Here is a 26,894-nt window from a genome sequence, read left to right as displayed (position 1 = left end):
CCGCGGCCTGATACCCTCTCCCCCAGGGAGAGGGTAAAGGTCCCGAAAGCCGTACGTTATTTTTTCATCTGCGACAAAATGTTCCGGCACTGATTCGCATCCCCTTCTGACGGCGAAATTAACGCCAACAGCGCCGCCGCTGGCGTAACCAGCGTCGCGAGTGCTGCCGCCACCGCGCCGCGCGCAATCAGCGGACCGGGTTTCACACCCGCCTGCGGATTTTTAAAGGTCCCACGCACGTAGAGCGGCGAACGCAGGGTGATGATACGAATCCCCTTACTTTCCGGATCGATGGTTAAATCAAGCTGCTCGGAGGCCATACTGGCAGTGCCGGTCACGTTGATGACCGCGTTCTCCGTATCGAAGGCAAAAATTTGCGGGCGCGCCACGCCGTTGACCAGATCCAGGTTGGCCGCCGCACAGTTCACCCGCACCTCATCATCACCGAAGATTTGCCCGATGACGTAGTTCCCGACGTTCAGCCCCAGGATCTCCATCAGGTTACGGCTCACCAGCCCGTCATTCATCAGAAGCTTCAGGTTACCGTTACTGCTCCCGAGCAGTGCAGCCACAGAATTCCCCACGCCGCGGATATCGGCATCGCCGTTCATTTCACCCAGGGTTTTCTGCATCAATTCCACGTTCGGCATCAGCTCTTTCAGTTTGAGCCGGCGGGCCTTGATATCGGCACGCCCCTGCATCGGCTTTTTATCGCCTTCGAGGTGAATGTTCGATGAGAGGGTCCCACCCGCCATACCAAACTTCAGCGGCTGCAGGCGTAAATCGGCATTTTTAAGCAGGATATGGGTCGAAAGATTGCTGATCGGCAGCGTACTGCCATGTTCGATTTTGCCCCCTTTAAAGCGAACATCCGCATCCATTACGTCCCACTTATCGGTTTCAAAGCGATCGTAAGGCAGGACTTTCCCCGCCGGCTGGCGATCTTTCTTCACCTCTTTTGATTTCGTGCCTTTACCTGAATCAATCCCGATCAGCGGCCCCAAATCGGCCAGGCGCAGCTGGCGAGACTCCACATCGCCTTCCAGTTTCGGGCGCGGTTTTCCGGTGGTGTAGGTCAACGAGCCATGGATATCGCTGTCGCCAATACGGCCATTGAAATCGCGATAATCAAATACCGACGATTTTTCCGTGTCGATTTTTGCCACCAGATGCCCGTCCGTCTCAAACGGTGGCGTATCTGGCAGCAGGACGCCAGTGAGTTCATACAGTTCACCCAGCGAATCACCGGCAAATTTCAGCCGCAGATCAACGCCCCCCATGTTCATAGGGTCGTTGACGGTCCCGGTGAAGGCCACCCGCGTGTTCCCGGAGCGGAAATCCCCCTGCACAGGAAATGGCGTCGAGTCGCTTCGAAGCGCCAGCATGCCGCCAATTTTGCCAGTGCCGGTCAGGGGCTGCCCTTTGTAGCGCCCTTCGGCCTTCAGGCCGAAAACATAATCCCCGGCTTTGGCATTATCGCCCTTCGCTTTTGCGCCGGTCACTTCGCTAAACGGCAGCGGTTTGCCCAACGGATCGACCAGGATCTCGATATCAGCTTTGCTGACCTTGTCGTCGATGGCGATCCGCCCGCGATCGAAGAGAATATTGTCGAGACGGAATGACCATGATGAGGGCTGCGCATTGGGATCTTTTTCGTCGCTGCTGGCGAGATCAAACGTCCAGTTGTTGTTCTTTTCGGAAAGGCGGATCAGGCGCGCATCGGGCTGCTGAAGCTTGATCCACGGCAGGTAAACCGTTTTGGTCAGTAGCGCTAACGGGGCCAGCGTGGCTTCTACGCGGGGCAGATGCACCATTGTCACGTCAGGAATATCCGGCGGGTTGCCGAGAATGATGTCGTCGGCGTGGACATGCGGCCAGGGGATCCAGCTTCGCCAGCCGGTCTCCTCTTTCTGGCGTTCCCACACCACCCCGAGATCGCCGCGTATGGCGAAGGGGCGATTGAGTTCGGTGGAGACTTTCTGGTTGATGGTCGGCTTAAGGCGGTTCCAGTCAAACGTCGCGATAATGACGACGGCGACCACGATCAACAACAATAAAATCCCTGCTGTCCAGGCGATTACCCTGGTTGTTTTTGTCATTGTTATCCCCTTTCCTGATGACCTTACCTGTAAAACTATAGTTCAGACAAAGGGAAGCGGGCAGATCAGAGGATCGTTATCACGGAATCGAGGGTATCCATTGGGACCGGACGAGAGAGGAAATAGCCTTGTGCCGCCGCCGCGGGAGAATTTTGCACATCACGCCACTCTTCCAGCGTTTCCACGCCTTCCACTATCACGCCCTGGCAGTAGCGGTTCATCAGCTGTAATAACAGCGTAAACAGATTCCGCCCTTCCGGGGTCTGGCGCAGCATAATGAACAGGTCGCGGGCCACTTTAATGTAGTCGTAACGCACTTCGCTGAGGGCAGAGAAGTTCGCCATCCCGGTGCCAAAGTCATCCAGCCACAGCGGGCCGAATTCGCACATTGAGGCAAATGATGAGTCCTGTGGCAGACGAACATGCTCCACCAGCTCAAAGCGCATCCACGGTAAGGAGGCGATCAGCTCCTGTAATTTCGCGTTCTGGCGCAGCGCCAGCAGGGTGGGTCCATCGACGTTGACCGAGGCGAGGATGGCGTGCTGTTCGAAAAAGGCCTGTTTGGTTGCCAGCATACGGAGCTGTTCTTCCAGCACATCCAGGCGCTGGCGCACGGCAACTTCGGCAAAATAGCGGTCCGGTGCGATACGCTGTGAGGGGTTTGACGGGTGCGTCACGACGGTCAAAATTTCAATAGCCATCAGTCGACCGTCCGTTCGGTAGATCGGCTGATAGGTGTACGCACGCTCACATTGCAGCCAGTAGCGATGCTCCTGCAAGTTCTCAATACTTGCCTCAGGCGTAGTGCTCAGCCGCTGGATAACCTGCTCTGACTTCATTTCAGATGTCCTGTTGTTGGATGGCCTTTCTGGACTCGTCAAAGGGTTATCGGCCCGGCAATTGAGAACTTTATGTTCAATTCACCCGGAAAATGAAATTAAGCGGGCAGAAATTAACAGGAACACGCGCTGGCTCAAATAAAATAATGGAACGTCGTTTTAATATAGTTGACCGCATAATTCACTCAGCGCACACTACCGAAAATTACTCTGTTCAGGTTCACGATTATGACCAAGAAAATTGCCGTGATTGGCGAATGCATGATTGAGCTGTCACAAAAAGGCGCGGAAGTCAGCCGCGGTTTTGGTGGCGATACGTTAAACACCTCCGTTTATATTGCCCGTCAGGTTGCCCCTGAGGCCCTTACCGTGAACTACGTCACCGCCCTGGGGACGGACAGTTTCAGCCAGCAAATGCTGGAAGCCTGGCAGAGTGAGCAGGTGGACACCTCGCTGATACAGCGTATGGAAAACCGCCTGCCGGGGCTTTACTACATTGAAACCGACGATACCGGCGAGCGGACCTTCTACTACTGGCGTAACGAAGCCGCGGCCAAATTCTGGCTGGAGAGCGACGATGCGGCTGCCATCTGCGAAGCGTTAGCCACCTTTGATTATCTTTATCTGAGCGGGATTAGCCTGGCTATTTTAAGCTCAGCCAGCCGTGAAAAGCTGCTGTCGTTACTGCGTGAATGCCGCGCCAATGGCGGCAAGGTTATTTTCGATAATAACTACCGTCCGCGCCTGTGGGCCAGCCGTGAAGAGACGCAGCAGGTTTATCAGCAGATACTGCAATGCACCGATATCGCCTTCCTGACGCTCGATGATGAAGATGCGCTGTGGGGTGAGAAACCCGTTGATGAGGTGATTGCGCGTACGCAGGCCGCCGGCGTAAGTGAAGTGGTGATTAAGCGCGGGGCTGATTCGTGTCTGGTCGCCATCGAAGGTGAAGCCGTCATCGACGTCCCTGCGGTGACGTTGCCGAAAGAGAAAGTGATTGATACGACGGCGGCGGGTGATTCATTCAGTGCGGGCTATCTGGCGGTGCGTCTGACGGGCGGGACGCCAGAAGCGGCGGCCCAGCGTGGACACCTGACGGCGAGCACCGTGATCCAGTATCGCGGGGCAATTATTCCGCGTGAGGCAATGCCACAGTAAAAACAAAACCCTCTCCGACAGGGAGAGGGTTCTGGATGAGGGGCATTACTGCCCCTGCGGGATATCCGTTGCGTCCTGGTGCAAATCATCTGCCGTAGCAGCCTGCGATGGCTGCGGCGCGGAGGCCATAATGGTATTCCAGGTCGACTGAAGTTCCTTCATGTCATATTCCGGCTCGCCTTTCGGCTGCAGAAGAATCAACGCCATTTCCTGCGACAGCTGCTGACGTAAGTCCTGATTCAACATATCGACGGTCAACCCCTCCAGGAAGTCCTGACGAAGCTTCTGGTACTGCTCCGGCGCGATATCCACCACCTGATTCTGCAGTGAGCGAATACGCTGGCTGATCAGAATGTCGGTATCGGCGCGGGCATACGTTGCAAACAGCTTCTGCAGCTCAAGTTTTTTCTGCGCGACCAGCGCATTGAACTCTTCTTCCGACAGACCCTCTTTGCGCACTTTTGCCAGCTCTTTTGCCACCACGCCCAGATTCGCATTCAGCTTATCGCCCGGCGATTCAACGTTAATGGCACACTGTGCACGCTGGAACAACACGCGGCAGTCAAAGCCGAGACCGATATTCTTCACGTTATTCTTGCTGAGCGTCTGCTGAACGTGCCAGAACAGCGCTTCACGTGCCAGATCGGCACGCCAGTAGCGCAGTAGCGCCGCTGACTCACGGATTGGCTGCCAGGCGTTATCCCACATGACGGAGAGGCGATCCTGACGAACGGTATCCGTCATAATGCTGACAGGCTCTGCACGCAGCGGAGAGAGCGTTGGGACAGGGGCCGGTGTTTCGCGTTTGCCTTTCAGTTCGCCAAACGCTTTGTTGATCTGCTCCACCACCGCACGGCTGTCCACATTCCCCACCACGATAAGCGTCATCGCGTCCGGGGTGTACCATTTCTGGTAGAACGATTTTACCTGCTCAGCGTCCACTGGCTGTTTCAGCGGCTCAGCCGGGTCATGCCCAAGCAGCGTTGAACCCTTCAGGCGGTAACGCCACCAGCCCTCTTTGGTGTCCACAGGCCAGGTGGCAACCATGTCACTGTTGCTCAGCGCATAGTTAACGGTTTCCGGCGTAATCGCCAGATTGCCCGACGCATCGGCGAGATACGTAAGGGCTTCTTTGAGCAGGTCGTTACGGTTATTTGGCAGGCTCAGGTTGAACATGGTGTAGTCATACGAGACCACAGCCGGCGGAAGCGGGCGTTTCGGATCAATGGCCTGTTGCCAGAGCGAACGCACCTGAACTGCTTGCAAACTGCCGCTCTGCGTGAGCGCCAGTCGGGGAATAAAATGGCTAAAACCGGTTTGCTGAGTGCTTTCCGTGAGGGAGCCGGTATTGACAGACAGACGGATTTCAACACGGTCACTCGGACGTTGTGGGGTGGCTAAAACCTGCCACTGAAAACCGTTCGCTAGTGTCCCTTGTTGCCAGGCCGGGTCTGGCTGGAGCGCATCTGCCTGCACATAACTGGCTGCTGCCATCATCAGCAAACCGCCGGTTAAGAGTCGAATTTTTGTGCCCTGCATGTGAACCCCTGATCAACATTCCTGGTTAAAGAGAGTGTCTCGCGACGCGTTTCACTCTAAAAGATGACGATGAAAACACGTCGATTAGACCGCGTGTTCTACAAAACGTCACGGTCAGAAGTGAAATATACCCAAAAAAAATCTTGTCGAATTATGACAGGTACGAACAGTTATTATGCGCAGGAGCCCGCATCCCGACAAGGGAATGCGGGCATTTGTGACAATATTAAGAGGATAAACCAGGAGTTTTGCTGTCTGACTGGCGATTATTTAACGTATCGTCGAGCTTTTTGTGATCCAGCTCTTTCACCCATTTTGCCACGACTACCGTTGCCACACCGTTACCTACGAGGTTGGTCAAGGCACGGGCTTCAGACATAAAGCGGTCAATACCGAGAATCAGCGCCAGACCCGCCACCGGCAGGTGTCCGACCGCGGAAATGGTGGCCGCTAGCACGATAAAGCCACTGCCAGTGACACCTGCGGCCCCTTTAGACGAGAGCAGGAGCACCACCAGCAGGGTAACCTGATGGAAAATGTCCATATGGCTGTTGGTCGCCTGAGCGATAAACACGGCCGCCATTGTCAGGTATATCGAGGTGCCATCAAGGTTGAAGGAGTAGCCCGTCGGGATGACCAGCCCCACCACCGATTTACGGCAGCCCAGCTTTTCCATCTTATCGAGCATGCGCGGCAGGGCCGATTCGGATGAAGAGGTCCCCAGAACAATCAGCAGCTCTTCGCGGATATAACGGATAAATTTGAAAATGCTGAACCCTGCCGCGCGGGCGATTGAGCCCAGCACCACCACCACGAACAGAATACAGGTGATATAGAAGCAGATGATGAGCTGGCCCAGCTGCACCAGGGTACCCACGCCGTACTTACCGATGGTGAATGCCATCGCACCGAAGGCCCCAATAGGCGCCAGGCGCATGATCATATTGATGATGCCGAAGATGACCTGCGAGAAGCTTTCAATGACGTTAAAGATCAGCTGGCCTTTGTTGCCCAGACGGTGCAGGGCAAAGCCAAACATGACGGCAAACAGCAGCACCTGCAGAATGTTGCCGCTGGCAAATGCACCGATGACGCTGCCTGGGATAACGTCCAGCAGGAAGGCCACTACCCCCTGGTCTTTCGCCTGATCGGCATACACCGCGACCGCTTTGGCATCCAGCGTCGACGGGTCAACGTTCATCCCCGCACCGGGCTGCACCACGTTCACGATGATAAGACCAATAATCAGCGCAAGGGTACTGACCACTTCGAAATAGAGAAGCGCCACTGCACCGGTACGGCCTACCGCCTTCATGCTTTCCATGCCAGCGATGCCCGTCACGACGGTACAGAAGATCACCGGGGCGATGACCATTTTGATGAGCTTAACGAATGCGTCGCCAAGCGGTTTCATTTGTGCGCCAAGTTCAGGGTAATAGTGACCAAGCAAAATACCGATTGCGATGGCTGTCAGGACCTGAAAATAGAGACTTTTGAAGAGTGAGGTTTTCATAGGGTGTCCTTGGGAAGAAAAACCACAGGCTTTGTAAGGTTATGGTTAACCTGCGGCTCTAAAATAACACCCGTATAACAGGACAGAAATAAACCCAGTTCAAATTTGAAACACAAATGTTAAGAACTTTGAGCTGGCTCGCACAAGCCAGCAACAAAATTACACGTTTGCGCTATTGTCCCCACCGGAAAGGTAGCGTTGTTCAAAGACATCCGACGGAACAGCCGGTGCAAACAGGAAGCCCTGTCCGCCCTCCACGCCCGCTTCAGCCAGCCAGGTGCGCTGCGCGTCTGTCTCAATCCCTTCGGCAATCAGCTGCAGTTTCAGGCTGCGGGCCAGCTGGATAATGGCCTGGACCATGCTGCTGTCTTCCGGCAACCCTTCAACAAAGGCTATGTCGATTTTCAGCACATCCACCGGCAGGGTTTTCATATGCTGAAGCTGACGCAGCCCGGCATAACCCATACCGAAATCGTCCAGCGCGATGCGTATACCGGCATTACGCAGCGGTTTCAGAATCGCGACCGCCTCATTAGGATCGTCAATACGCCGGCTTTCCGTGACTTCCAGCGTTAGCGTATCAGGCTTGATCCGGTAACGATGGATCAGCTCCAGCATCTCAGACACCATGGTCGGATGCATCAGCTGCAGGGCGGACAAGTTGACCGACAGCGGGAGCGTCACGCCTCGTTCCTGCCAGGCAGCAAGCTGTCGGCACGACTCCTCCAGCACCCAGTAACCGACGGTGACCATCAGGCCACAGGATTCAATGCGCTCAATGAGCCCTTCCGGCAATTCCCATGAACCATCCGGCTGCTGCACGCGCAGCAGCGCTTCCGCGCTGATCACCTCGCCCGTCAGCAAATTCACCTGCGGCTGGAGCCAGAGGGCAAACTGACGGTTATCCAGCGCGGTCAAAATGTCGCTCTCTTCCGTCAGGCGCTGCTGCGCCCTTTCCATCTGTTCCGGGTCGAAGAACTGGATCTGATTTTTCCCTTTGCGCCGGGCGGTAAACGCCGCCGAGAAAGCACGACGGTAAAGCTGTTCCGCCGTTAAGTCACCGTAGTACATCGCAATACCGATACTGGCGCTTGGACGAAGCTGGATGCCCTGAATGGGCAGCCGCTCATTAATGACAGTGAGTACTTGCTGACCTAACGTGATCGCATGCCACGGCTCTTTCACGCCGTTGGCAATTACCACCAGGTCATACCCGCTGACCTGGGTCAGCACCATGCGCGGGGCCAGCACGGACTTCACTTTCTCCACCAGCGTCAAGAGCAGCATTTCACGCTGGTTCTCTTTGAGCACGCCGGCGGTGTCCTGCAGGGTTTCACAGGCGATCACCATCAGCGCGGTGGTTTGCTGGCGGGCGACAGTCTGTTCCAGCATCGCCATCAGGAAGGCTTTATTGGGCAGCTCCGACACCGGGAAGCGCGTGGCGCTGCTGTTCAGCTCATCCTGCTGGCGCTGCATCCGCTGCTGGTTGAGGTTATAGCTGCGTACCAGCATACCAATCTCGTCATCATGATGAAGACGCGGCAGCGGAAGCTGATGCCCCACCTGGTCCTGCGGTGAAAGCGTGTTCAACTCCCGGGCAATCCGGCGTAGCGGATGCACAATCAGACGGTTAATACACCAGGTCAGCGCCACGCTCAGAATAAGCGTCATAAGTAAGCAAGTGGTCACTAACGTGACAACCCAGCTCATGACGAACTTGTACATGCGGTACGAGTCTGCCTGCAGAACAAGGTAGGCCAACGGCTGTGGATTCGCGGGACGCTCAAGCGAATAGACCGGCAGCGAAATCTGCACCGGCAGTTCAAACAGTCGCATCACCATCATGGGGACCGGGCGCTCGGGGATAAAACTCATCCGCAGCGCCTGAAACTGATTGGGTAACACCACGTCTGCGCGGCTCACGACACCGGCAGGCTGAATGCGTTTTAAAATGGTTTCCGCTTCGGGAATATCCCCTTTCAAAATAGAGGCAGAGAGCGGGCCACGCACCGAGCGGGCAATACTTTCTAATTGCGAAGCCGTGTTATAGCGATTCTGCTGTACGGAATGAAACAGCAAAATTACGCAAAAAAGGAGTACAAACAGCATTGTGACGGCAGAAACCATCGCCATCTGTTTGATAGTTAAGGAACGGCTGACACGCAAAATGACTCTCCACAAAACTCGAAGCGCAGGGCGCACCAGGGTGTAAACCTGGTGCGCCTGAGTATACCCGATTGCTGTACTTTTAAGAGAGACTTACAAATGGATTAAGTTAAATCCGATTACCAGTCCGCGTAAGGGATAAGCGGCTGCGGCGGTAAGTCCATATCGCCCTGCCAGCCTGCAGCAGAGTAGCGTACATAAAGCAGTGCGTGGCTTGGGGTATAATCTTTTGCTTCCTGAATATCCACACCGAGGCCCACAAACCAGTTGGACGTGACCCGGCGCTCGATAATGGCCCGTGCGGTATAACCCGTACCTGAGGAGCTGCTGCCGGTTTCCATTTCGCCTCTGTCGGTGTAGCGACCGGGCTCATCGGTCGGAATCAGTCCCTGAATGGGATAGCGCATCACGTCGTTAGTTTTAGAATGAGACCATGACACCGATCCGCCCAGCTCCCAGGACCAGTTCTCGGTACGTTTACGCCAGGTGACAGGCAACGCGAAGGAGACATACTCCTGCGGGCTGTAATAACCGCCCTGACCCAGGGTATAACCGCTCAGATCTTTATCGTAGTGCCAGAGCATGTTGCTCACGCCGACGGTCAGACGCTCATTGTTTTTATTGATGAGCTTGTAGTAGTAACCGGTCATCCAGCGGACGCGCCAGTTATCTTCCACATTTTTACCCGTCAGCGTTTCCGCATTCAGGCTCGACCAGACGCCGTGCGCCTCACCTTTGTCATAACTGATGCTCGCGCCACCGCCGGTTGCGCGCACGCCGCCCCAGGTGGTGCCGGTGTTGGTATCTTTTTGCCCGGCAAAGGCGAGCAGAGAGCTGGAGATCGGGCGACGATGGGCGTTAACGGTGTAACCGATTGGCCCCAGGTCGCTGCTGTAGCTTACACCGCCGACCACGTCGACAACGTCAAAGCCCATCGGCGTGGTCCCAATATCCCACGCCCAGGTTTTATTCTGCCAGCCCACGGCAATACTCGCGCCATTTGCTGACTGATGCGTGTTGCCACTACACGGCGTTTCGGCACAAGTGCCCCATTTCGGATCGTAGGTACCGTTATCGGTGGAAAAGGACCCGGCATCCATATTGACCAAATCGCTACGCAGGAACATACGGCCATCCGCCAGTGGTGCATCCACCTGTAACATGGTGGTATGCGCTTTAAGATCGGAATAGCCGCCGGTGCCGCTGGAGCCCCAGTAATCATGCTGCAGCGTGACGTTAACATCCTGCTGACGGTACAAATCACCGGCGTCGCTACGCACGCCGCGTTTCAGCCAGTCGTCTTTTTCGTCGTTACGCGTCAGGCGGGTAAAGCTGTCATTGTCAGCCGGACGTGTCGTCGTGACGCCTGACGACACCATCGCATCTTTATACGTTTCCAGTGCCTGCTGAGGCTGACCATTTTGCGTCTGGAAACGGGCGGCATCACGTAATACCAGCGCGTTTTCCATAGATGCAGGCTGTGATTTCGCCTGAGGAATAATCTTGCTGAACGTCTGCTCTGCGGCGGCGGAATCCCCAAGGCCTGCCTGCGCCATCGCGATCCGGCGCTGCATATTGAGCGACAGCGGCTCTCCGTTTTGCGCGGCAGGCAGTTTTGCCAGCGCGGCACGGGCTGCCTCTTTGTTGCCCTGGGCGCTATACACTTCGGTCAGACCGAGGATCGCATCTTCGTTCTGCGGTTCACGCTCCAGCACGGTGTTGTAAGCCGTTTTCGCGGCCTCCAGATCGCCACGCTGCTGCGCCCAGTCCGCAAGGGTTAAGTCGATACGGGTAGAGGACGGCTGCTGGCGAAGGAGGTTTTCCGCCTCCTGCTCTTTGCCGCTGTCGCGCAGTCGGTTTGCCGTTTCCAGCGTCTGGTTACTCTGCAGGCGGTCGGCAAGCTCCTTAATATTGGCGTTCCACTGGCTGCGCGGAAGCGTCTCCAGATGCGTGAGCGCGGCCCGGTCCTGATCGTTTCCGGAGAGATACAGCCCACTGGCATACACCTGTTCCGGATCGGACGGTTTCTGGCTGGCAAGCTGGCGCATCAGGTTATCCGCCTGGCTGCGCTGGCCCGCGCTATAGAGATCGCGCGACAGACGGTAGGTTATCCAGACGTCGCCCGGAGAGAGTGCCAGACGACGACGCTGAATTTCCGCCGCCTGAGCGTATTGGCCCTGGTTTTCCAGCTGTTCCGCCTGGGCTGACAGCTGCTCGTTGGTCAGGCTACGTTCAATGTCATCAATGCTTCGGCGCTGGCTGGCAGAGAGCGACTGGATAAACTGCGCGGCCTTTTCCGGGGACTGCGCACGATAAACATTGGCAAGGCCACGAACGGCATTGCTGTTACCGCTGTCCATACGCAGCGCCTGACGGTAATAACGTTCCGCCGCAGCCGTGTCTTTACGCGCCGCCGCGGCATCTCCCAGCCCCAGCACCGCATAACTGTCGGTATTGTCGAGGGTACGCGCCTGCTGGTAATAACGTTCCGCCTGCGCCGTATTGTTCGCTTTCAGGGCGGTATCACCCTGCTGGATCAGCAGCCAGTAGCGGTTAACTTTCAGCAAACTGTCCCATTTGCCACGGTTATCGCTCTGCGGATCGAGGGCGATCGCCTTTTCAAACTGCGCCACCGCACGGGCGCGATCGCCTTTCTGAGAGTACGCCTGTCCAAGCGCGCCCACGGCTTCGCTGTCGGCATGATTTGCGCTGACCGCTTTTTGCAGATCCGCCACCGCCTTATCGCCCTGCCCGGCATCCACCGCCGCCAGCCCTTGTGCTTTTGCACGGAACGTTGGATCGGCGAGCTGTTTTTGCTGCGTATCAAGTTGAGTACGCGCCGCCGCTACGCTGTCGCCGTCGCTGAAGACGCTCAGGTATTTTTGCAGCGCGCTGACGCTGGCGTTGCTGACAGGCTGATCTTTGATCTGCTCATACCACATATCAGATGCCTGGCTGCGGCCATTGCTGGATTTGGCCATCTCCTGCAACACCGCAAAGCCTTCATCGCGGCGTCCGGTCTGGAACAGCAGCTGTGCCAGCGTGCCCTGCAGCTGCGTATTGCCCGGGCTGCTGGCGTTAATTTTCTTCAACTGGTTAATGGCGACGCTACGGCGGGCAGGATCTTTCGCCACAACATTCCAGTATTCCGTCGCCACGTCACCGCCCGGCGGATTACCGTCAAAAAGCTTGTCATAGGCCGCAATGGCCTCCTGAGTATGACCCGTTGTAGCCAGTAACCGGGCCTGCTGTAACTGCTGACGGCCTTCAGGCGTAGAAAGCAGCATCGTATTGCGCGAGGACTGATACGCACTGGAGCCCGGCGCGATCCCTTTCAGACGATCCAGCTCTTTTTGCGCACCGGCGTTATCACCCTGACGAAGCAGGTAACGAAAGCGCGCCGCAATGACGTCGGGGTTGTTCGGGTCAATCAGCTCAAGGCGGTAGAGCGACTGACGAACCAAATCCTCACGCTGCGTCGATTCACCCAGCCGCACCTGTTGCAGCAGCTGTTGCTGCTGCGGGGAGTTAGCGGCCTGAGCCAGCGGCATCAGTGCCAGGCTAAGCGATAAACTGAGAAGATTTACTGTGAAGTTGCGCATTCCTGGCCCCAGTCCGGTATTAATTCACCTTGAGCGGTGAAGCGAAAACGATGCTGATCCCATCCTTGCCCGAAGAGAGTCAGTACGTAGCTGTAATAGGCATTATTATCGGGAAAATTATCTGCAACGCGCTGGCGCTGTACCGCCTGCGCATCACGCTGCTGTAAAAAAGGCAGCATCGCAGCGGAAAAGCCGACCGGCCCCTTGCCCGCAGGCTTCCCGCTCGCCACATCCACTTTTTCCGGCGGTACACCGTGTTTCGTTGTCATTGTCGCCATCGGCCGGAAGCGCGTAAGCAACCGGGCTTTCTGGGCGTCTTTGTCATTCATCATTCCGACCCAGAGGTAGACGCGGATGGCGTCGTAGCCGCCCACCAGCGATTTATCATGCTGCAAATGCCAGCCTCTGTTTTTTTGATACTGCACCCAGTCCGGCGAAAACCCCTTTGGCGCCGTTTCCAGCAACAAGCGCAGATTGGTTTCACGAAGGGTCGTCCACGGGGCACCAAAGCGCGTGAAATAGCTCGCTATCTGCGGAGGAAGATAGCTGGGGTTAAAGCGCCAGGCTTTCTCCTCGGCAAAACCGACCTTCCCGGGCAGCAGCATGGAGCCGAGTCCCGGTACTTTCACCACTTCCTCATGGGCAATGCGTTTAAGGAGCGCCTTACCCGTGCGGGTATAGTCCGGATGTTTCCACAGCCGACCCGCCTCAAGCAGTGACCAGGCAATCCAGACATCGGCATCCGAGGCGGAGTTGGTATCGATTATCGCCCAGTTATCGTGGTCTTTCTGACCCCATAGCCAGGCGGGCAAATTATCGTTCAGATTGCCCCCGGCCAGGTTGTCGCGCGTCCACGTCAGCAATTGATCAAAGGCTTTGCGATCGTTCGCGGCCAGGGCAAAGAACAACGCATAGCTTTGCCCTTCCGACGTGGTGATTTTGCGCGTGTCGCTGGGATCAATGACACGCCCGCTCTCACTGATGTAATCCTTTTTAAACTGCTCCCAGGCAGGCCAGGTGCAGGCGGCGCGAAGAGGGATCGCCGCCAGCATCAACGCTGCTAACACACACCAGCGAAACGCTTTCATCGCCTGTTACTCATCCGGGTTAAGGCGACGACGGCTGATGATACGCAGCAGACGCCACAGCACCCACGCCAGCAACACCACGCTGACGGCGGCCAGGATAGCCAGCAGAACCGGATGGTTAGCCAGCGCATACCACAGACGCTCGAACCACGGCAGATGGCCCACGTAGTACACATCGCCCACGCGCAGGCTATTGACCCCAGACTCGCGGATCACCGCCACCGAACCATACATCGCGGCACGTTTGCCGCTGTCGTTCATCGCGCTGTTGAGTAACGCATACCCACGCGGGCTGTCCGCCAGGAGCGCCACTACGCTACGCTGCTCGTTGTAAGGTGACTGGAAGCCAACCACCGCGGCCATTGGTCCCTGAGACGTAACGGTTGTCTGCACGCTGGCCTGACGATCGTTGATATCCGGCATAATGCTCGGGAACTCGGTCTGACGCAGTGGCGTGTTAACCCAGGACTGCGCCGCTTTGACCAGCAGATCGATACGCTTGTCATCCTTCAGCTTATCCGGGATGTTACCGATCACCATGATGTCCGCGTCTTTGTTCTGGATCTGGCTACCATCGTCAGTCAACGTGACGTTAATTGCCGGTAATCCGGTCTGCGCACCCACGGACGCCATGGTGTCCAGCAGGGTCGTCACCTGGCCCTCATTTGGTGCTTTTGGCATGACGACAATGGATTCAGAGAGATCGGCCATACGGCTGAACGGGAAGCTGGCATTGGCAAATGCACGCAGGTCCGGCATGGCAAGGAAGTGATAATACTTCGAGAAGTCGATGGTTGACTCATCACCAATCACAACGTGGTTCTGTACTTGCTGGAAGGTGATGCAGTTATCCACCGAGCCGCCAGGCATCGGGTTCATGTACTGGAAATCAAAGCGCAGCTGGTTGATCGCCCCAAGCTTCAGCGCCGGAATAGAGACGTCCGTTTTCCCGTCCAGCAGCCCCTGCAACACCGGCAGACGGAGCATCAGTCGGTTAGTATCCTGCGTGCTTGTCAGACTGAAAGATTGCAGGAACTGGTTGTTCAGGCTGATATCCATGCGTGAACTGTCTTTGGTTGCCGGCGCGGTGTAACGGTAGCTCAGATTGATATCAATGCCGTTGGTGCGCAGCAGGTACAGGTCTGGCGGCAGATTCAGTGACAGACTAATCGGGGCTGGCTCAAGCCCCGTCGCCTGCAGCTGTTCTTCATACGTTTTCAGTTCGCCAAACGTGACGGCACGGTCAGTACGCACCCAGTTTGGTGCATCATAAGGTTTACGCGGCAGCAGCGGTTTAACCTCATCCACCACCACGCTGTTTCCACGGAACAGAACGTTACCCTGGGCAATGCCCTTGGCCGCCTGCACCAGGTCTTTATCATCACGCCCGAAGACCACCAGCAGCTTCACGTACGGGTTATCCGGGTGGCTCATCATCTCAATGGTCGGCGCTTTTACGTCCGGGTGATCGCGCAGGAAGGCAGGACGTTTCGCGTTGGTCGCAAACACGATCGCGTTTCTGTCCGGCATTTTGTCGTACATCACCGGGAAGTTCTGCCCGCGCCAGCCGGAACGTGAACCAAACCACGATGCCACAATGGTGGCCGCCAGCTGCTCGGTGACGTCCGGAGACGCCGCAAACACCATTGGCAGCACTAACTGACGATTATCACGCGGATCAAAGAACGGAACCGGGAACGACGAGAGGTCGTTTTTCAGCGCCAGCGACTGGTAGGTCATCTGCAGCGAAGAGTTGCGTCCTACGTCTACCCACAGGGTATTGCTGGCAGGGTTCTCACAGACGTCACGGTAGTGACCGACAAACTCCAGACGTATGCGGTTAAAGTCGGTGATGAAAAGAGGGTTAATCGGCACCTGGGCCTGTGTTTTCTTACCCAGTTGCTCTTTTGTGACGGGCAGGACGTCCATCAGCTCATCATTCAGGTAAACCTTCAGCTGAGACTGTACCGGCAACAGCGACGGTGATGGCGTGTATTCAAGGTTCAGCATGGCGTGAGAGACCACCTCATCGCTGCGCATACCGAACTCAATGCCACCGTTAGGGTTAATACCGCGCAGCACCATGCTGCCCGGCGGCGGTGCAATCTGCGCAAAGCTCAGCTTCACGTCCCGTGACGGGGCATCTTCCGCGACAATAGGCGCGTTTGCTCCCTGTACGCCCGGCATCACCTGGCCGACGACATTGCTGTCTGCCGGCAGGGTGTTGCCGTCCGTAGGCTGGTTCGGAATGACGTTTTCCGTTTGACCGGGTGCCGCGGTGATAACCGGATCGGTCGCCTGGGCGACCACAGGTACCGTCGGAGCAGGCGTTGCCGCTGCGTTATCGGGTGCTGCGTTAGCCATCGTTGTGGGGAGCGCACTTACCCCCATTGCCACTGCACATAACCAAGAAAGTTTAGTTTTCATCGCGTTATCATCATTGTTGAGCCATAACCGGGTCCGCCTGCTTCGCCTCATCCCGCTCGGGACGACGAGGAACGAACGATACGATCCAGGAAACCAGCGAAGTAAGGGACCGGAAAATTAATTTCACCGACGACGGGGCAAATTCTGCAAGGTGACGATAGCCACGGAACCCCAGCTTCAGAATATCCAGCAGGCTTTCCAGAGGTTTATCTTCCGGGAAGCTGTCCTGCCAGAGAGCCCACGTGTCCGCGCGGGCAAACGTACACTGCACAAAATCAATATGTTGCTTTTTCGTCAGCGGCATCAGCTGCAGACCGACTTCATTACCGGCTACACGCACCACCTGCGTCGGGAAGACGTACTCCTGCTGGCCGCGCTTCAGCAGCAGGTTAACCTTCTGCCCTTCCAGCACCTTCGCCTGACCGTTGATTTTTATCCCCAGACCACCGTCTGAGAAGTCGTGCACGGTACAGGAGAAGAGGTGACCATCTTCACGGGCGATTGCCGCAGGCATGCAGATTTCCACGCGATGCGCACGGCGGACCTGTTTGCTCTCCACCGACACCGCAACCGCGCCGCCGAGGATAATCAGGTTGTAGAACACCCATGCCATACTCACGAACACGGTCAGGATCTCGTTTTCCGGGCCGTAGAAGTAGCGCCAGATACCGGCAATCACGCCCACGATATTCAGCAACACCAGGAAGATGTACGGCCGGGAGATGACCCAGTCGACATACTCTTCTTCCACCAGACCGCCCTTCGCGGTGACGTTGAATTTACCTTTGTGCGGATTGATCAGCGCTACCATCGTCGGCGGTGCGATGTACCAGGCCAGCACCGTTTCGTAGATTTCACTCCAGAACGAATGGCGGTATTTACCCTGAATCTTCGAGTTCGTCAGGCTCGCGTGAATCATGTGCGGCAGAACAAACAGCGCAATCATCAGCGCAGGCGCGTAGATGATATAGGCGTGAAGAAGCAGGAACGCCAGCGGCGCGGTCAGGAAGATGAGGCGCGGGATACCGGACAGGAAGTGGAACATGGCGTTGACGTAGCACAGACGCTGCGCGAGTTTCAGCCCTTTCCCAATCAGGGGGTTATCGAGACGGAAAATCTGCACCATGCCGCGCGCCCAGCGAATACGCTGGCCGATGTGCGCCGAGAGAGATTCCGTTGCCAGACCCGCGGCCTGCGGAATACGCATATACGCGGAGGTGTAGCCCCGACGGTGCAGGCGCAGCGAGGTATGCGCATCTTCGGTGACCGTTTCGACGGCAATGCCACCGATCTCATCCAGCGGTTTACGGCGAATAACTGCACAGGAACCGCAGAAGAAGGTCGCATCCCACATGTCGTTCCCGTCCTGCACCAGGCCATAGAACAGCGTACCTTCGTTAGGGGTTTTACGGAAACGGCCAAGGTTACGTTCAAATGGATCCGGCGAGAAGAAGTGGTGCGGCGTCTGCATCATCGCCAGCTCTTTCTCCTTCAGGAACCAGCCCATCGTCATCTGCAGGAACGAGCGCGTCGGCACGTGGTCGCAGTCAAAGATTGAGACAAACTCACCTTTGGCATACTTGAGGGCGTTATTGATGTTCCCGGCCTTGGCGTGTTCATGCGTGGTACGGGCGATGTACTCGACACCCACCTCTTCCGCGAACTGGCGGAACGCCGGGCGGCCGCCGTCATCCAGGACCCAGATTTTGAGTTTATCTTTCGGCCAGTCGATACCCAGCGCGGCGTAAATCGTGTTTTTTACCACGCTCAGGTCTTCGTTGTAGGTCGGCACGAAGAGATCGACAGACGGCCATTGTGACGTGTCTTTTGGCAGCGGAACCGGCTGACGGTTGAGCGGCCAGATGACCTGGAAATACCCCAGCACCAGTACAACCCAGGCGTACGTTTCCGCAAACAGCAGAACCAGACCGCACACCAGGCTGACCGGGTCATCCCAGTTAAGCGTTGAGGTGTAACGCCACCAGATGTAGCGACAGGAGACGGTCAGCGACAGCACTATCAGCATCAGGGCGGAGAAGCGTCCCGGGATACGGCGCACCAGCAATGCCACGCCCCACAGCAGGATCAGGAAGGTGAACTGCGCCAGGGGGTTAAAGGGTTGCGTAATACAGACCAGGGCCAGAATGAGCGAGAAAACGACGATTACGCCGAGTATAAAACGCCGCAAGCCCGGGTGCAGATGCCCGAGCTCTTTATGGTTATCCAGATGGCTGGTCTTGTCACCCACGCGGTCAGGCAAACTGTCCAGCCACTGGTGATAGCGCTCACGTAAATGTTGCACGCGGGAGAAGCTGCGCCAGCGCGGCGCTTTGTTTTCTGAGCGGGACGACGTGGCCACCAGCCAGACAGCCTGAATGATATAACGCGCCGGATCCAACGGTCGCGGGCGGTCGGGATGAATATGCGGATATAACTCACTGTGCTGCGCACGAATGCGCTGCCAGCGCGGGTGTTCGAGGGGAATGAACGTCCAGGCCAGAATCATCCAGAAGCAGCCGAGCGCGGCGCTGAATGCCGAAGCTCCGTGCCGGCGAAAATGCCGGTAATGTTCGCTCAGACGCGAACTGACCGGCGGGATGAGTAACCAGCTGGCGAGACGGCTCATACAGAACTCCCTGCAGGCTCTGCCCCTTTGGCAAAGTGCAGCAGACACCAATTCGCCAGCGTCAGGATCTCTTCTGCCGCCAGGGAATCGCTGCGGTATTCACCGAGTGGCTGTTTGGAGGCAAGGCATTCCGCCATGCCCTCATCACGATGGATAACAATCGGCAGCAGACGGCGCTGGCTTTGCAGCCAAACCTGATACAGATCGTCCTGGATCTGGCTGCCAATGCGTAAATCGTTAATCAGGATATGACCATTTTCAGGCAACCCTTGCTGATGCAGACGGATATGGCAATTCGCGTCGACGTTCACAATCGACAGCACGCGATCGCACTGCGCCATAAACTGTCGGGTCAGCGTGCCGGCGCCGTGCGGCAGATCCAGAAGGATCCACTTATAATGGCCTTTTTCTTTCAGCTCCTGCAGCGCGACGGTGAACTGGGAAAACAGACGCTGATAGGCAGCTTCATTTTCACGCTCGGTAGTGGTCAATTGGCCAAAGGGCAGTACATCAAGCTGCGAGGTATAACGCATACCCGCATCGCGCCAGTCTTTATCATCAAGCAGCGCGCGAGCCCAACCCTCTGTACGCGTAAAGTCGACATTAAACGACATGCGCAGCAAATTATCGGCACAGGCGTCAATCACCAATACCGATTCACCTAAAAGCTGTAATGACCACGCCAGCGCCGCGGTAACGGATGTTGTACCTACTCCACCACGGACGCCCTGTAATCCTAGTATGGCCATCAATGGCTCCCTTATTGTTGTTGGGCAAATTCAGCTAATAGCGGCCAACGTTTAATAGCCGCGGCCAACTGTTCCCGCTGGGAAATGTCGGTGTAATCTATTTCAGGTAATGAAAACGCCTGCGTCAGCGCCAGAAAGTCGTTCTGGAATGTGTAACCCAGGGTTGAGTCGACTGGGGTGCCGGGTTCGTTATTATCCATTCTATTCCATCCCTTTGAGTAAAATCGCACAATCAGAAGTAGCGAGGCTTCCTGCCCTATCAAATTTCATTTACATGCTAAATCTGATGTTCTTTAATTTCAATGTTAGGTTTATTTCTACGCTTTCGCTAGTAAACTGAGATACAGAGAAATTAAACGAAAAGAGGGACACCGTGGACTCCATATTTTCTATTGGCATCCAGTCATTATGGGACGAATTGAGCCACATGCCAGTCGGAGGAGTCTGGTGGATTAATACGGATCGTAATGAAGATGCTATCAGTCTGGTAAACAAGACAATTGCCGCTCAGGGCAAGGATTCCCGCGTGGCCGTCGTGAGCATGGGCGAAGAGCCAAAGAAAATTATCACCCTTGAAAACGATCGCGGTCCGCAGACGGTGCGATTATTTTCCATGCCTGCGGAGGCCGATAGTCTATACTTTTTGTCCCGCGACATTCAGTGCTCTATTGATCCGGATCACTATCTGGTGATTCTGAAATGCTCAAATAACGCCCTGCAAAATATCCCTGCTGAAAAACTACTGCCCTGGCTGGAAAAAATCAATAAATGGGCAAAATTTCAAAATTGCACGCTATTGATAGTCAATCCTGGCAGTAATAACGACAAACTGTTTTCCCTTTTAATGGGCGAATATCGCTCCCTGTTTGGTCTGGCGAGTCTTCGGAACCAGGCAGACAGCTATCTCTACGATATTGCGTTCTGGTGTAATGAAAAAGGCGTAAGCGCCAGACAACAGCTCACCCTTAAACATATTGAGGGCGAATGGCACCTGGCGCAGCAGGAAGAAACCGTGGTGCAACCGCGCAGCGATGAAAAACGAATCCTGAGCCATATTGCCGTTTTAGAGGGGGCGCCTGCGCTCTCGGAAAATTGGTCGTTGTTTGATTCTAACGAAGCGCTTTTTAATGAAGCTCGCACAACCCAGGCGGCAACCATTGTTTTTTCGCTCATGCAAAATAACCAGATTGAAACGCTGGCGCGACAGATCCATACCTTACGTCGCCAGCGCGGAAGCGCCTTAAAAATAGTGGTGCGCGAAAATAACACCAGCCTTCGCGCCACGGATGAGCGCCTGCTTCTGGGCTGCGGTGCCAATATGGTCATTCCGTGGAATGCGCCGTTATCACGCTGCCTGACGCTTCTCGAAAGCGTTCAGGGTCAGCAGTTCAACCGTCACGTACCGGAAGATATCTCCACCCTGCTCTCCATGACGCAGCCGATGAAGCTGCGCGGATACCAGAAATGGGATACCTTCTGCGACGCCGTCGGCAACATGATGAGCAACACGCTGCTTCCTGCAGACGGGAAAGGGGTGATGGTTGCCCTGCGCCCGGTACCGGGTATCCGCGTTGAACAGGCGCTCACGTTATGCCGTCCGAACCGCACAGGAGACATCATGACCATCGGCGACAACCGCCTGGTGCTGTTCTTGTCCTTCTGCCGGATAAACGATCTTGATACCGCCCTTAACCATATCTTCCCCCTGCCAACCGGGGATATTTTCTCGAACCGTATGATCTGGTTCGAAGATAATTCTATCAGTGCAGAGCTGGTGCAGATGCGCGCCCTCGAGCCTGAACAATGGGCGAAACCGCTCACCGTGAAGAGCGATGCCAAACCGATTCTCAACGCCCGACATGACGGACACGTCTGGCGGCGAATACCGGAACCCCTTCGCCTGTTAACTGAGAATGGGGAGAACGCACCATCATGAATATCAGCGATATCATTCAACTGGTCGTATTCTGTGCGCTGATCTTTTTCCCGCTTGGCTACTATGCACGCCATTCCATACGCCGTATCCGCGATACGGCCAGAGTGCTGTTTGTAAAACCTCGCTATGTAAAACCAGCCGGAACACTGACACGGGCATCACACGTCAAGGCAGACCGAAAACATGACTAATTCTACCTATACCGCTTCGTCACCATCGCCGCTCTGGCAATACTGGCGCGGCCTTTCCGGCTGGAACTTCTACTTTCTGGTGAAGTTTGGTCTGCTGTGGGCAGGCTATCTGAATTTCCATCCCCTGCTCAACCTGGTGTTTATGGCTTTCCTGCTGATGCCTTTGCCCAATATCAGGCTGCATCGCTTGCGTCACTGGATTGCTATCCCTGTCGGCTTTGCTCTGTTCTGGCATGACACCTGGCTGCCGGGACCGGACAGTATTATGAGCCAGGGCTCGCAGGTGGCAGGGTTTAGCGCCAGCTATGTCCTTGACCTGACCGAGCGCTTTATTAACTGGCAAATGATAGGTGCCGTCTTTGTGCTGCTGGTAGCCTGGCTGTTCCTGTCACAATGGATCCGCGTCACGGTATTTGTCGTCGCCATTATGATCTGGCTGAACGTGTTGACGCTTGCAGGTCCAGACTTCTCCCTGTGGCCCGCGGGTCAACCCACGACCACGGTGACCACTACTGGGGGAAGTGCAGCGGCAACCGTCACGACGGCAGGTGATACGCCTGTGGTCGGCGATATCCCGACGCAGACCGCACCGCCGACGTCCACTAACCTGAACGCCTGGCTCTCCAGCTTCTATACCGCGGAAGATAAACGTCAGACCAAATTCCCGGAAGCCCTGCCGGCGGATGCTCAGCCGTTTGAGCTGCTGGTGATCAACATCTGTTCACTCTCCTGGGCTGACGTCGATGCCGCGGGTTTGATGTCTCACCCGCTGTGGTCCCATTTCGATATCCAGTTTAAAGACTTTAACTCTGCCACTTCGTACAGCGGCCCGGCGGCAATTCGCCTGCTTCGCGCAAGCTGCGGTCAGACATCGCATAAGAACCTGTATCAACCCGCCGGCAACCAGTGTTATCTGTTCGATAACCTCTCAAAACTGGGCTTCACGCAGCATCTGATGCTGGGACATAACGGCCAGTTCGGTAACTTCCTGAAAGAGGTGCGCGAACAGGGTGGTATGCAGGCACAGCTGATGGATCAAACCGGACTGCCGGTCACTCTGCTGGGCTTTGACGGTTCACCTGTTTATGACGATACCGCCGTGCTGCAACGCTGGCTGAAGACCATCGAAAAAGACAGTAATCCGCGCAGTGCAACGTTCTACAACACGCTGCCGCTTCACGATGGTAACCACTTCCCTGGCGTGAGCAAAACGGCCGATTATAAAGTTCGTGCGCAGAAATTCTTCGATGAACTGGACGCGTTCTTTACGGAGCTGGATAAATCGGGCCGTAAAGTGATGGTGGTTGTGGTACCTGAACACGGCGCCGCGCTGAAAGGCGACAGAATGCAGGTGTCAGGTCTGCGTGATATCCCTAGCCCGTCTATTACCAACGTACCGGCAGGCATTAAATTCTTTGGTATGAAGGCACCTCATCAGGGCGCACCGATTGAGATCGCTCAGCCAACCAGCTATCTGGCCATTTCAGAACTGGTTGCCCGCGCGGTTGACGGCAAACTGTTTGTGGAAGACAGCGTGAACTGGGATCAGCTCACCAGTAACCTGCCGCAAACTGCCGAAGTCTCTGAGAACGCGAACGCGGTTGTGATTCAGTATCAGAACAAACCGTACGTTCGCCTGAACGGTGGAGACTGGGTACCTTATCCGCAGTAAACCGCATTTCCCTCTCCCCCCAGGGGAGAGGGCTCACCCGTTCCGTTATGGCTGCTCAGCAAGCCATACAAGCATTTTCAGGCTTGCGGAGTAGTAATCATCCTTTGCAGTGATCTCGGGTTCTCCGGATGGCTGTCCCATCGTTAAATCACGTACCGCCAGCAGCCCCCCTTCCATCATGTAAGGCGCATATTCATTGGTCGTCACGTTTACCCATGCGGGAGTTTGTTCGCGGGGGAACTGACCGAACCAGGCTCGCCACGGCGTTAACAGCGGGCTCTTCTTATCGGACCAGGCCAGGTAAAGTGGAATGCGGATCGCGTCGTAGCTCATCCGTGGCGGCCAGGCTTTGGCCGGGGATAGCGTGCCCGTAGAGCCCAGTGAGACCCAGTCCGTGGGAAGTCTGGCTTTACCCGATCCCATTTTTGCCAGCAAGCGATGGCCATCCTGAATCAACTTGCCCCAGACCGGCGAATGGCTGCGGCTGGCAAAGGCCTGCCAGGCCGGGAAGACGAAATAAGAGGGGTTAAGCACGATCTCACCGTCGAGGGTAAACCCCTGGACACCGGGCAGCATTACGCGGTAACCCGCATAACGGGTCACGGTGTGGCTAATGAGTGCTTTCGTTATCGCATCCGATGCGGCGCTGTACTGTTTGTCATGCCAGCGCGTATCCGCTTTCAACAGCGCCCAGGCAATCAGGACATCGCCATCGGCGGCGTTATTTTTGTCAGCAATCGGGTTGGACTCGGCAGGGTTATAACGCCAGTAAAACAGACCATTTTCTTTGTTCTTCAGCGTACTGTCAGTCCATTTCCAGAGCTTATCAAACGTGGTTTTATCGTCGTTAGCCACCGCCATCAGCATAGCGAAGCCCTGGCCTTCAGTATGCGAAACATTGCCGTTGCCGGTATCGACAATCCGCCCTTCCGGCGTAAAGAAGCGTGCTTTGTAACTCTCCCAGGCCTGGCCCGCCTGAGAGAGGGGGGAGAACAGTAAACTCATCATGACGGCCAGAGCGGCGCATGCGGGTTTTCGCATAATGGGTTATTCCGCGCTGCGCAGTGAAATCTCACCGCCCACCCAGGGTTTAATCACGCCATCCTGTTCCAGGAGCAACGCGCCCTGTGCGTCGATGCCGCGGGAAATACCGTAGATCTCTTTATCACCAATCAGCAATTTCACCGGACGGTTAATAAAGTTATCCAGCTTTTCCCAACGGGACAGGAAGGATGCCAGCCCCTCTTGTTCAAAGAGCGAAAGCGAACTGCGTAATTCTTTAATCATACGCACGGCAAGGGTGTTGCGATCGATGGTGATCCCCGCTTCCTGCAGGTTGGTCCACGCCTGATTCACCACGTCATTTTGTACATTGCGCATCACCATATTGAGGCCGGCACCAATGACAATTTGCGCCGCGTCGCCTGTTTTACCCGTTAATTCAACGAGAATACCGGCAAGTTTACGATCGTTCAGATAAAGATCGTTTGGCCATTTCACCCGCACCTTATCAGCGCCCAGATCGTGCAGCACTTCTGCCATCACAATCCCGATGACCAGACTCAGGCCAACAGCAGCAGCGGGACCCTGCTCCAGACGCCAGTACATGGAGAGATAGAGGTTGGCACCAAATGGCGAAAACCACTTGCGGCCTCGACGGCCACGCCCGGCCTGCTGGTACTCGGCTACACAGGCATCCCCGGAGGATAATTCGCTGAGTCGATCCATAAGGTACTGGTTGGTCGAATCGATCACCGGCAAGACCGCAACATTGCCCTGCTCTACCTGGCTGCGGATCAGCTCTTCATTCAGCAGCTGAATCGGCTCCGGCAGGCTGTAGCCTTTTCCGGGTACCGTAAAGACATCGACACCCCAGTCGCGGAGGGTCTGGATATGCTTGTTAATGGCGGCACGGCTCATGCCCAGGTGTTCACCCAGCTGCTCGCCGGAATGGAATTCACCGTCGGCAAGAATGCTTATCAGGGTTAAAGGGATAGTATTGTCCTTCACGCGATAACCTCCACGGCATTCACTTCACCCGTACGGCCAATGAAGCGGACCTCTGGCTCCAGCCAGACGTTAAATTTTTCGCCCACTTGCTGACGGACGTGATGGGCCAACTGGACAACATCCTCGCTGGTCGCATCGTTTTGATTAATCAGCACCAGAGCCTGCTGGCGATGAACGGCCGCACCGCCCACGGAGGCGCCTTTTAACTGGCACTGATCGATAAGCCAGCCCGCGGCCAGCTTCACGCTACCATCCGCCTGTGGGTAATGGGGGGCGGCAGGCCAACCTGCAAGAAACGCTTGTGCGTTTTCGCTGCTGATAACCGGGTTTTTGAAGAAGCTTCCCGCATTTCCATTCACTTTAGGATCAGGAAGTTTGGTCGTGCGCATATGGCACACCGAGTCAAAGACGTCACGGGCAGTCGCCGTTTCGGGATCGAGACGCGTTAAATCACCGTAGGTCAGCACCGGCTGCCAGTTTTTTGACAGACGCAGGCCTACGGCGACAATCACGTAGCGATCCTGATATTCATGCTTGAAAATACTGTCACGGTAGCCAAAACGGCACTGTTCAGCGGTTAAACGCTGAGCCGCGCCGGTCGACAGCTCAATACAATCTACGTATTCACAAACGTGTTTCAGTTCGATGCCATAGGCACCGATATTTTGAATGGGGGATGATCCGGCGCAGCCAGGGATAAGGGCAAGGTTTTCCAGTCCTGGCATCCCTTTATCCAGGGTGTATTGCACCAGATGATGCCAGTTTTCACCGGCGCCAACGTGCAAATGCCAGCTATCGGCGCGCTCTTCCACATCAATTCCCATGATGCGGTTAACGATCACCGTTCCCGCAAAATCATCGAGAAACAGGACATTACTTCCTTCGCCCAGAATCAGTACAGGTTCGTCTTGTTCTGTTGCGCTTTGCCAGGCATCCAGCAGCTGCTGTGCAGTATCGGCACGTACAATTTTATTAGCATTACGTTGAATGCCAAAGGTATTCCAGGGCTTAAGGGAGTGATTCATAGACGCTATCCTGAGACAAAAACCGGGATAGTTTACCGTATATACGGGGGGATAGGTGATTAGTTTAGAGCAACGAGGAAGGGATAAAAACGCAAAAAGGCCATCCTTTCGGATGGCCTCTTCACTTATTTGATGCCTGGCAGTTCCCTACTCTCACATGGGGAGACCCCACACTACCATCGGCGCTACGGCGTTTCACTTCTGAGTTCGGCATGGGGTCAGGTGGGACCACCGCGCTAAAGCCGCCAGGCAAA

At 55.7% G+C, this 26,894-nt stretch carries 18 protein-coding genes and 1 rRNA gene; 4 read left to right on the top strand and 15 right to left on the bottom strand.

What is annotated here, in order from left to right:
- Positions 1-56: 56 nt before the first annotated feature.
- The gene (locus tag BJP35_RS00455; RefSeq protein ID WP_014172083.1) at positions 57-2,099 is read right to left on the bottom strand and encodes an AsmA family protein; all 2,043 of its coding nucleotides are present in this window, start codon (positions 2,097-2,099) and stop codon (positions 57-59) included.
- Positions 2,100-2,164: 65 nt separating this feature from the next.
- Positions 2,165-2,938 (bottom strand): cyclic-guanylate-specific phosphodiesterase, encoded by a 774-nt coding sequence (gene pdeH, locus BJP35_RS00450; RefSeq protein ID WP_020884490.1) that lies wholly within the window; start codon positions 2,936-2,938, stop codon positions 2,165-2,167.
- Between the two features lie 228 nt (positions 2,939-3,166).
- Between pdeH and BJP35_RS00445 the strand changes: the two genes are divergently transcribed.
- Complete coding sequence (locus BJP35_RS00445) at positions 3,167-4,096, top strand: sugar kinase (RefSeq protein WP_020884489.1); 930 nt, start codon at positions 3,167-3,169, stop codon at positions 4,094-4,096.
- Between the two features lie 45 nt (positions 4,097-4,141).
- Here the strand turns inward: BJP35_RS00445 and BJP35_RS00440 are convergent, their stop codons facing one another.
- The 9 genes from BJP35_RS00440 to bcsR form a co-directional block, all read right to left on the bottom strand.
- Positions 4,142-5,635: a pitrilysin family protein gene (locus BJP35_RS00440; protein WP_014172086.1), complete on the bottom strand. Its 1,494-nt coding sequence runs from the start codon at positions 5,633-5,635 to the stop codon at positions 4,142-4,144.
- Positions 5,636-5,861: 226 nt separating this feature from the next.
- Positions 5,862-7,148 (bottom strand): dicarboxylate/amino acid:cation symporter, encoded by a 1,287-nt coding sequence (locus BJP35_RS00435; protein ID WP_014172087.1) that lies wholly within the window; start codon positions 7,146-7,148, stop codon positions 5,862-5,864.
- Between the two features lie 159 nt (positions 7,149-7,307).
- Entirely contained in the window at positions 7,308-9,314 is a 2,007-nt protein-coding gene (gene hmsP / locus BJP35_RS00430) for a biofilm formation regulator HmsP (RefSeq protein WP_047742649.1), read from the bottom strand.
- Positions 9,315-9,433: 119 nt separating this feature from the next.
- The gene (bcsC, locus tag BJP35_RS00425) at positions 9,434-12,916 is read right to left on the bottom strand and encodes a cellulose synthase complex outer membrane protein BcsC (protein WP_047742651.1); all 3,483 of its coding nucleotides are present in this window, start codon (positions 12,914-12,916) and stop codon (positions 9,434-9,436) included.
- Entirely contained in the window at positions 12,898-14,004 is a 1,107-nt protein-coding gene (gene bcsZ, locus BJP35_RS00420) for a cellulose synthase complex periplasmic endoglucanase BcsZ (protein WP_047742653.1), read from the bottom strand. The genes bcsC and bcsZ overlap by 19 nt, the downstream gene beginning before the upstream one ends.
- Before the next feature lie 6 nt (positions 14,005-14,010).
- Entirely contained in the window at positions 14,011-16,431 is a 2,421-nt protein-coding gene (gene bcsB / locus BJP35_RS00415; RefSeq protein ID WP_032670490.1) for a cellulose biosynthesis cyclic di-GMP-binding regulatory protein BcsB, read from the bottom strand.
- 10 nt (positions 16,432-16,441) lie between these two features.
- Positions 16,442-19,057, bottom strand: coding sequence for a UDP-forming cellulose synthase catalytic subunit (gene bcsA / locus BJP35_RS00410; protein ID WP_025202799.1), 2,616 nt, complete (start codon positions 19,055-19,057; stop codon positions 16,442-16,444).
- Positions 19,054-19,806, bottom strand: coding sequence for a cellulose biosynthesis protein BcsQ (gene bcsQ, locus BJP35_RS00405; protein ID WP_049021713.1), 753 nt, complete (start codon positions 19,804-19,806; stop codon positions 19,054-19,056). Before bcsQ ends, bcsA begins: the two co-directional genes overlap by 4 nt.
- A gap of 11 nt (positions 19,807-19,817) precedes the next feature.
- A complete protein-coding gene (gene bcsR, locus BJP35_RS00400; protein WP_020884481.1) occupies positions 19,818-20,006 on the bottom strand; it encodes a cellulose biosynthesis protein BcsR in 189 nt (62 codons plus the stop codon).
- Between the two features lie 173 nt (positions 20,007-20,179).
- Between bcsR and bcsE the strand changes: the two genes are divergently transcribed.
- The 3 genes from bcsE to bcsG are packed head-to-tail and all read left to right on the top strand — an operon-like array spanning position 20,180 to position 23,605.
- Positions 20,180-21,742 carry a cellulose biosynthesis c-di-GMP-binding protein BcsE gene (gene bcsE, locus BJP35_RS00395; RefSeq protein ID WP_020884480.1) on the top strand — a complete coding sequence of 521 codons (1,563 nt, stop codon included), beginning with the start codon at positions 20,180-20,182 and terminating at the stop codon, positions 21,740-21,742.
- On the top strand, positions 21,736-21,933 hold the full coding sequence (gene bcsF / locus BJP35_RS00390) for a cellulose biosynthesis protein BcsF (RefSeq protein WP_025202797.1): 198 nt from the start codon (positions 21,736-21,738) through the stop codon (positions 21,931-21,933). The genes bcsE and bcsF overlap by 7 nt, the downstream gene beginning before the upstream one ends.
- Positions 21,926-23,605 (top strand): cellulose biosynthesis protein BcsG, encoded by a 1,680-nt coding sequence (gene bcsG, locus BJP35_RS00385; protein WP_020884479.1) that lies wholly within the window; start codon positions 21,926-21,928, stop codon positions 23,603-23,605. The genes bcsF and bcsG overlap by 8 nt, the downstream gene beginning before the upstream one ends.
- Positions 23,606-23,650: 45 nt before the next feature.
- Here bcsG and BJP35_RS00380 read toward each other — a convergent pair whose 3' ends face one another.
- From BJP35_RS00380 to rrf, 4 genes are all read right to left on the bottom strand, one after another.
- Positions 23,651-24,646 carry a glycosyl hydrolase family 8 gene (locus BJP35_RS00380; protein WP_040018274.1) on the bottom strand — a complete coding sequence of 332 codons (996 nt, stop codon included), beginning with the start codon at positions 24,644-24,646 and terminating at the stop codon, positions 23,651-23,653.
- A gap of 6 nt (positions 24,647-24,652) precedes the next feature.
- Entirely contained in the window at positions 24,653-25,615 is a 963-nt protein-coding gene (birA, locus tag BJP35_RS00375; RefSeq protein ID WP_047355813.1) for a bifunctional biotin--[acetyl-CoA-carboxylase] ligase/biotin operon repressor BirA, read from the bottom strand.
- On the bottom strand, positions 25,612-26,640 hold the full coding sequence (gene murB, locus BJP35_RS00370) for a UDP-N-acetylmuramate dehydrogenase (protein ID WP_047742659.1): 1,029 nt from the start codon (positions 26,638-26,640) through the stop codon (positions 25,612-25,614). The genes birA and murB overlap by 4 nt, the downstream gene beginning before the upstream one ends.
- Before the next feature lie 134 nt (positions 26,641-26,774).
- Positions 26,775-26,890, bottom strand: a 5S ribosomal RNA gene (gene rrf / locus BJP35_RS00365).
- Between the last annotated feature and the right edge of the window lie 4 nt (positions 26,891-26,894).

It is taken from the genome of Enterobacter sp. J49 (assembly GCF_002148625.1).
Classification (GTDB): domain Bacteria; phylum Pseudomonadota; class Gammaproteobacteria; order Enterobacterales; family Enterobacteriaceae; genus Enterobacter; species Enterobacter ludwigii.
The sequence above is the reverse complement of the archived record's forward strand: the minus strand, read 5'-3'. Positions and strand labels throughout refer to the sequence as shown.

Bases quoted from the DNA above. Each gene is read 5' to 3' on its own strand.
- BJP35_RS00455 (WP_014172083.1), bottom strand. From the start codon at position 2,099: ATGACAAAAACAACCAGGGTAATCGCCTGGACAGCAGGGATTTTATTG.
- pdeH (WP_020884490.1), bottom strand. From the start codon at position 2,938: ATGAAGTCAGAGCAGGTTATCCAGCGGCTGAGCACTACGCCTGAGGCA.
- BJP35_RS00445 (WP_020884489.1), top strand. From the start codon at position 3,167: ATGACCAAGAAAATTGCCGTGATTGGCGAATGCATGATTGAGCTGTCA.
- BJP35_RS00440 (WP_014172086.1), bottom strand. From the start codon at position 5,635: ATGCAGGGCACAAAAATTCGACTCTTAACCGGCGGTTTGCTGATGATG.
- BJP35_RS00435 (WP_014172087.1), bottom strand. From the start codon at position 7,148: ATGAAAACCTCACTCTTCAAAAGTCTCTATTTTCAGGTCCTGACAGCC.
- bcsC (WP_047742651.1), bottom strand. From the start codon at position 12,916: ATGCGCAACTTCACAGTAAATCTTCTCAGTTTATCGCTTAGCCTGGCA.
- bcsZ (WP_047742653.1), bottom strand. From the start codon at position 14,004: ATGAAAGCGTTTCGCTGGTGTGTGTTAGCAGCGTTGATGCTGGCGGCG.
- bcsB (WP_032670490.1), bottom strand. From the start codon at position 16,431: ATGAAAACTAAACTTTCTTGGTTATGTGCAGTGGCAATGGGGGTAAGT.
- bcsA (WP_025202799.1), bottom strand. From the start codon at position 19,057: ATGAGCCGTCTCGCCAGCTGGTTACTCATCCCGCCGGTCAGTTCGCGT.
- bcsQ (WP_049021713.1), bottom strand. From the start codon at position 19,806: ATGGCCATACTAGGATTACAGGGCGTCCGTGGTGGAGTAGGTACAACA.
- bcsR (WP_020884481.1), bottom strand. From the start codon at position 20,006: ATGGATAATAACGAACCCGGCACCCCAGTCGACTCAACCCTGGGTTAC.
- bcsG (WP_020884479.1), top strand. From the start codon at position 21,926: ATGACTAATTCTACCTATACCGCTTCGTCACCATCGCCGCTCTGGCAA.
- BJP35_RS00380 (WP_040018274.1), bottom strand. From the start codon at position 24,646: ATGCGAAAACCCGCATGCGCCGCTCTGGCCGTCATGATGAGTTTACTG.
- murB (WP_047742659.1), bottom strand. From the start codon at position 26,640: ATGAATCACTCCCTTAAGCCCTGGAATACCTTTGGCATTCAACGTAAT.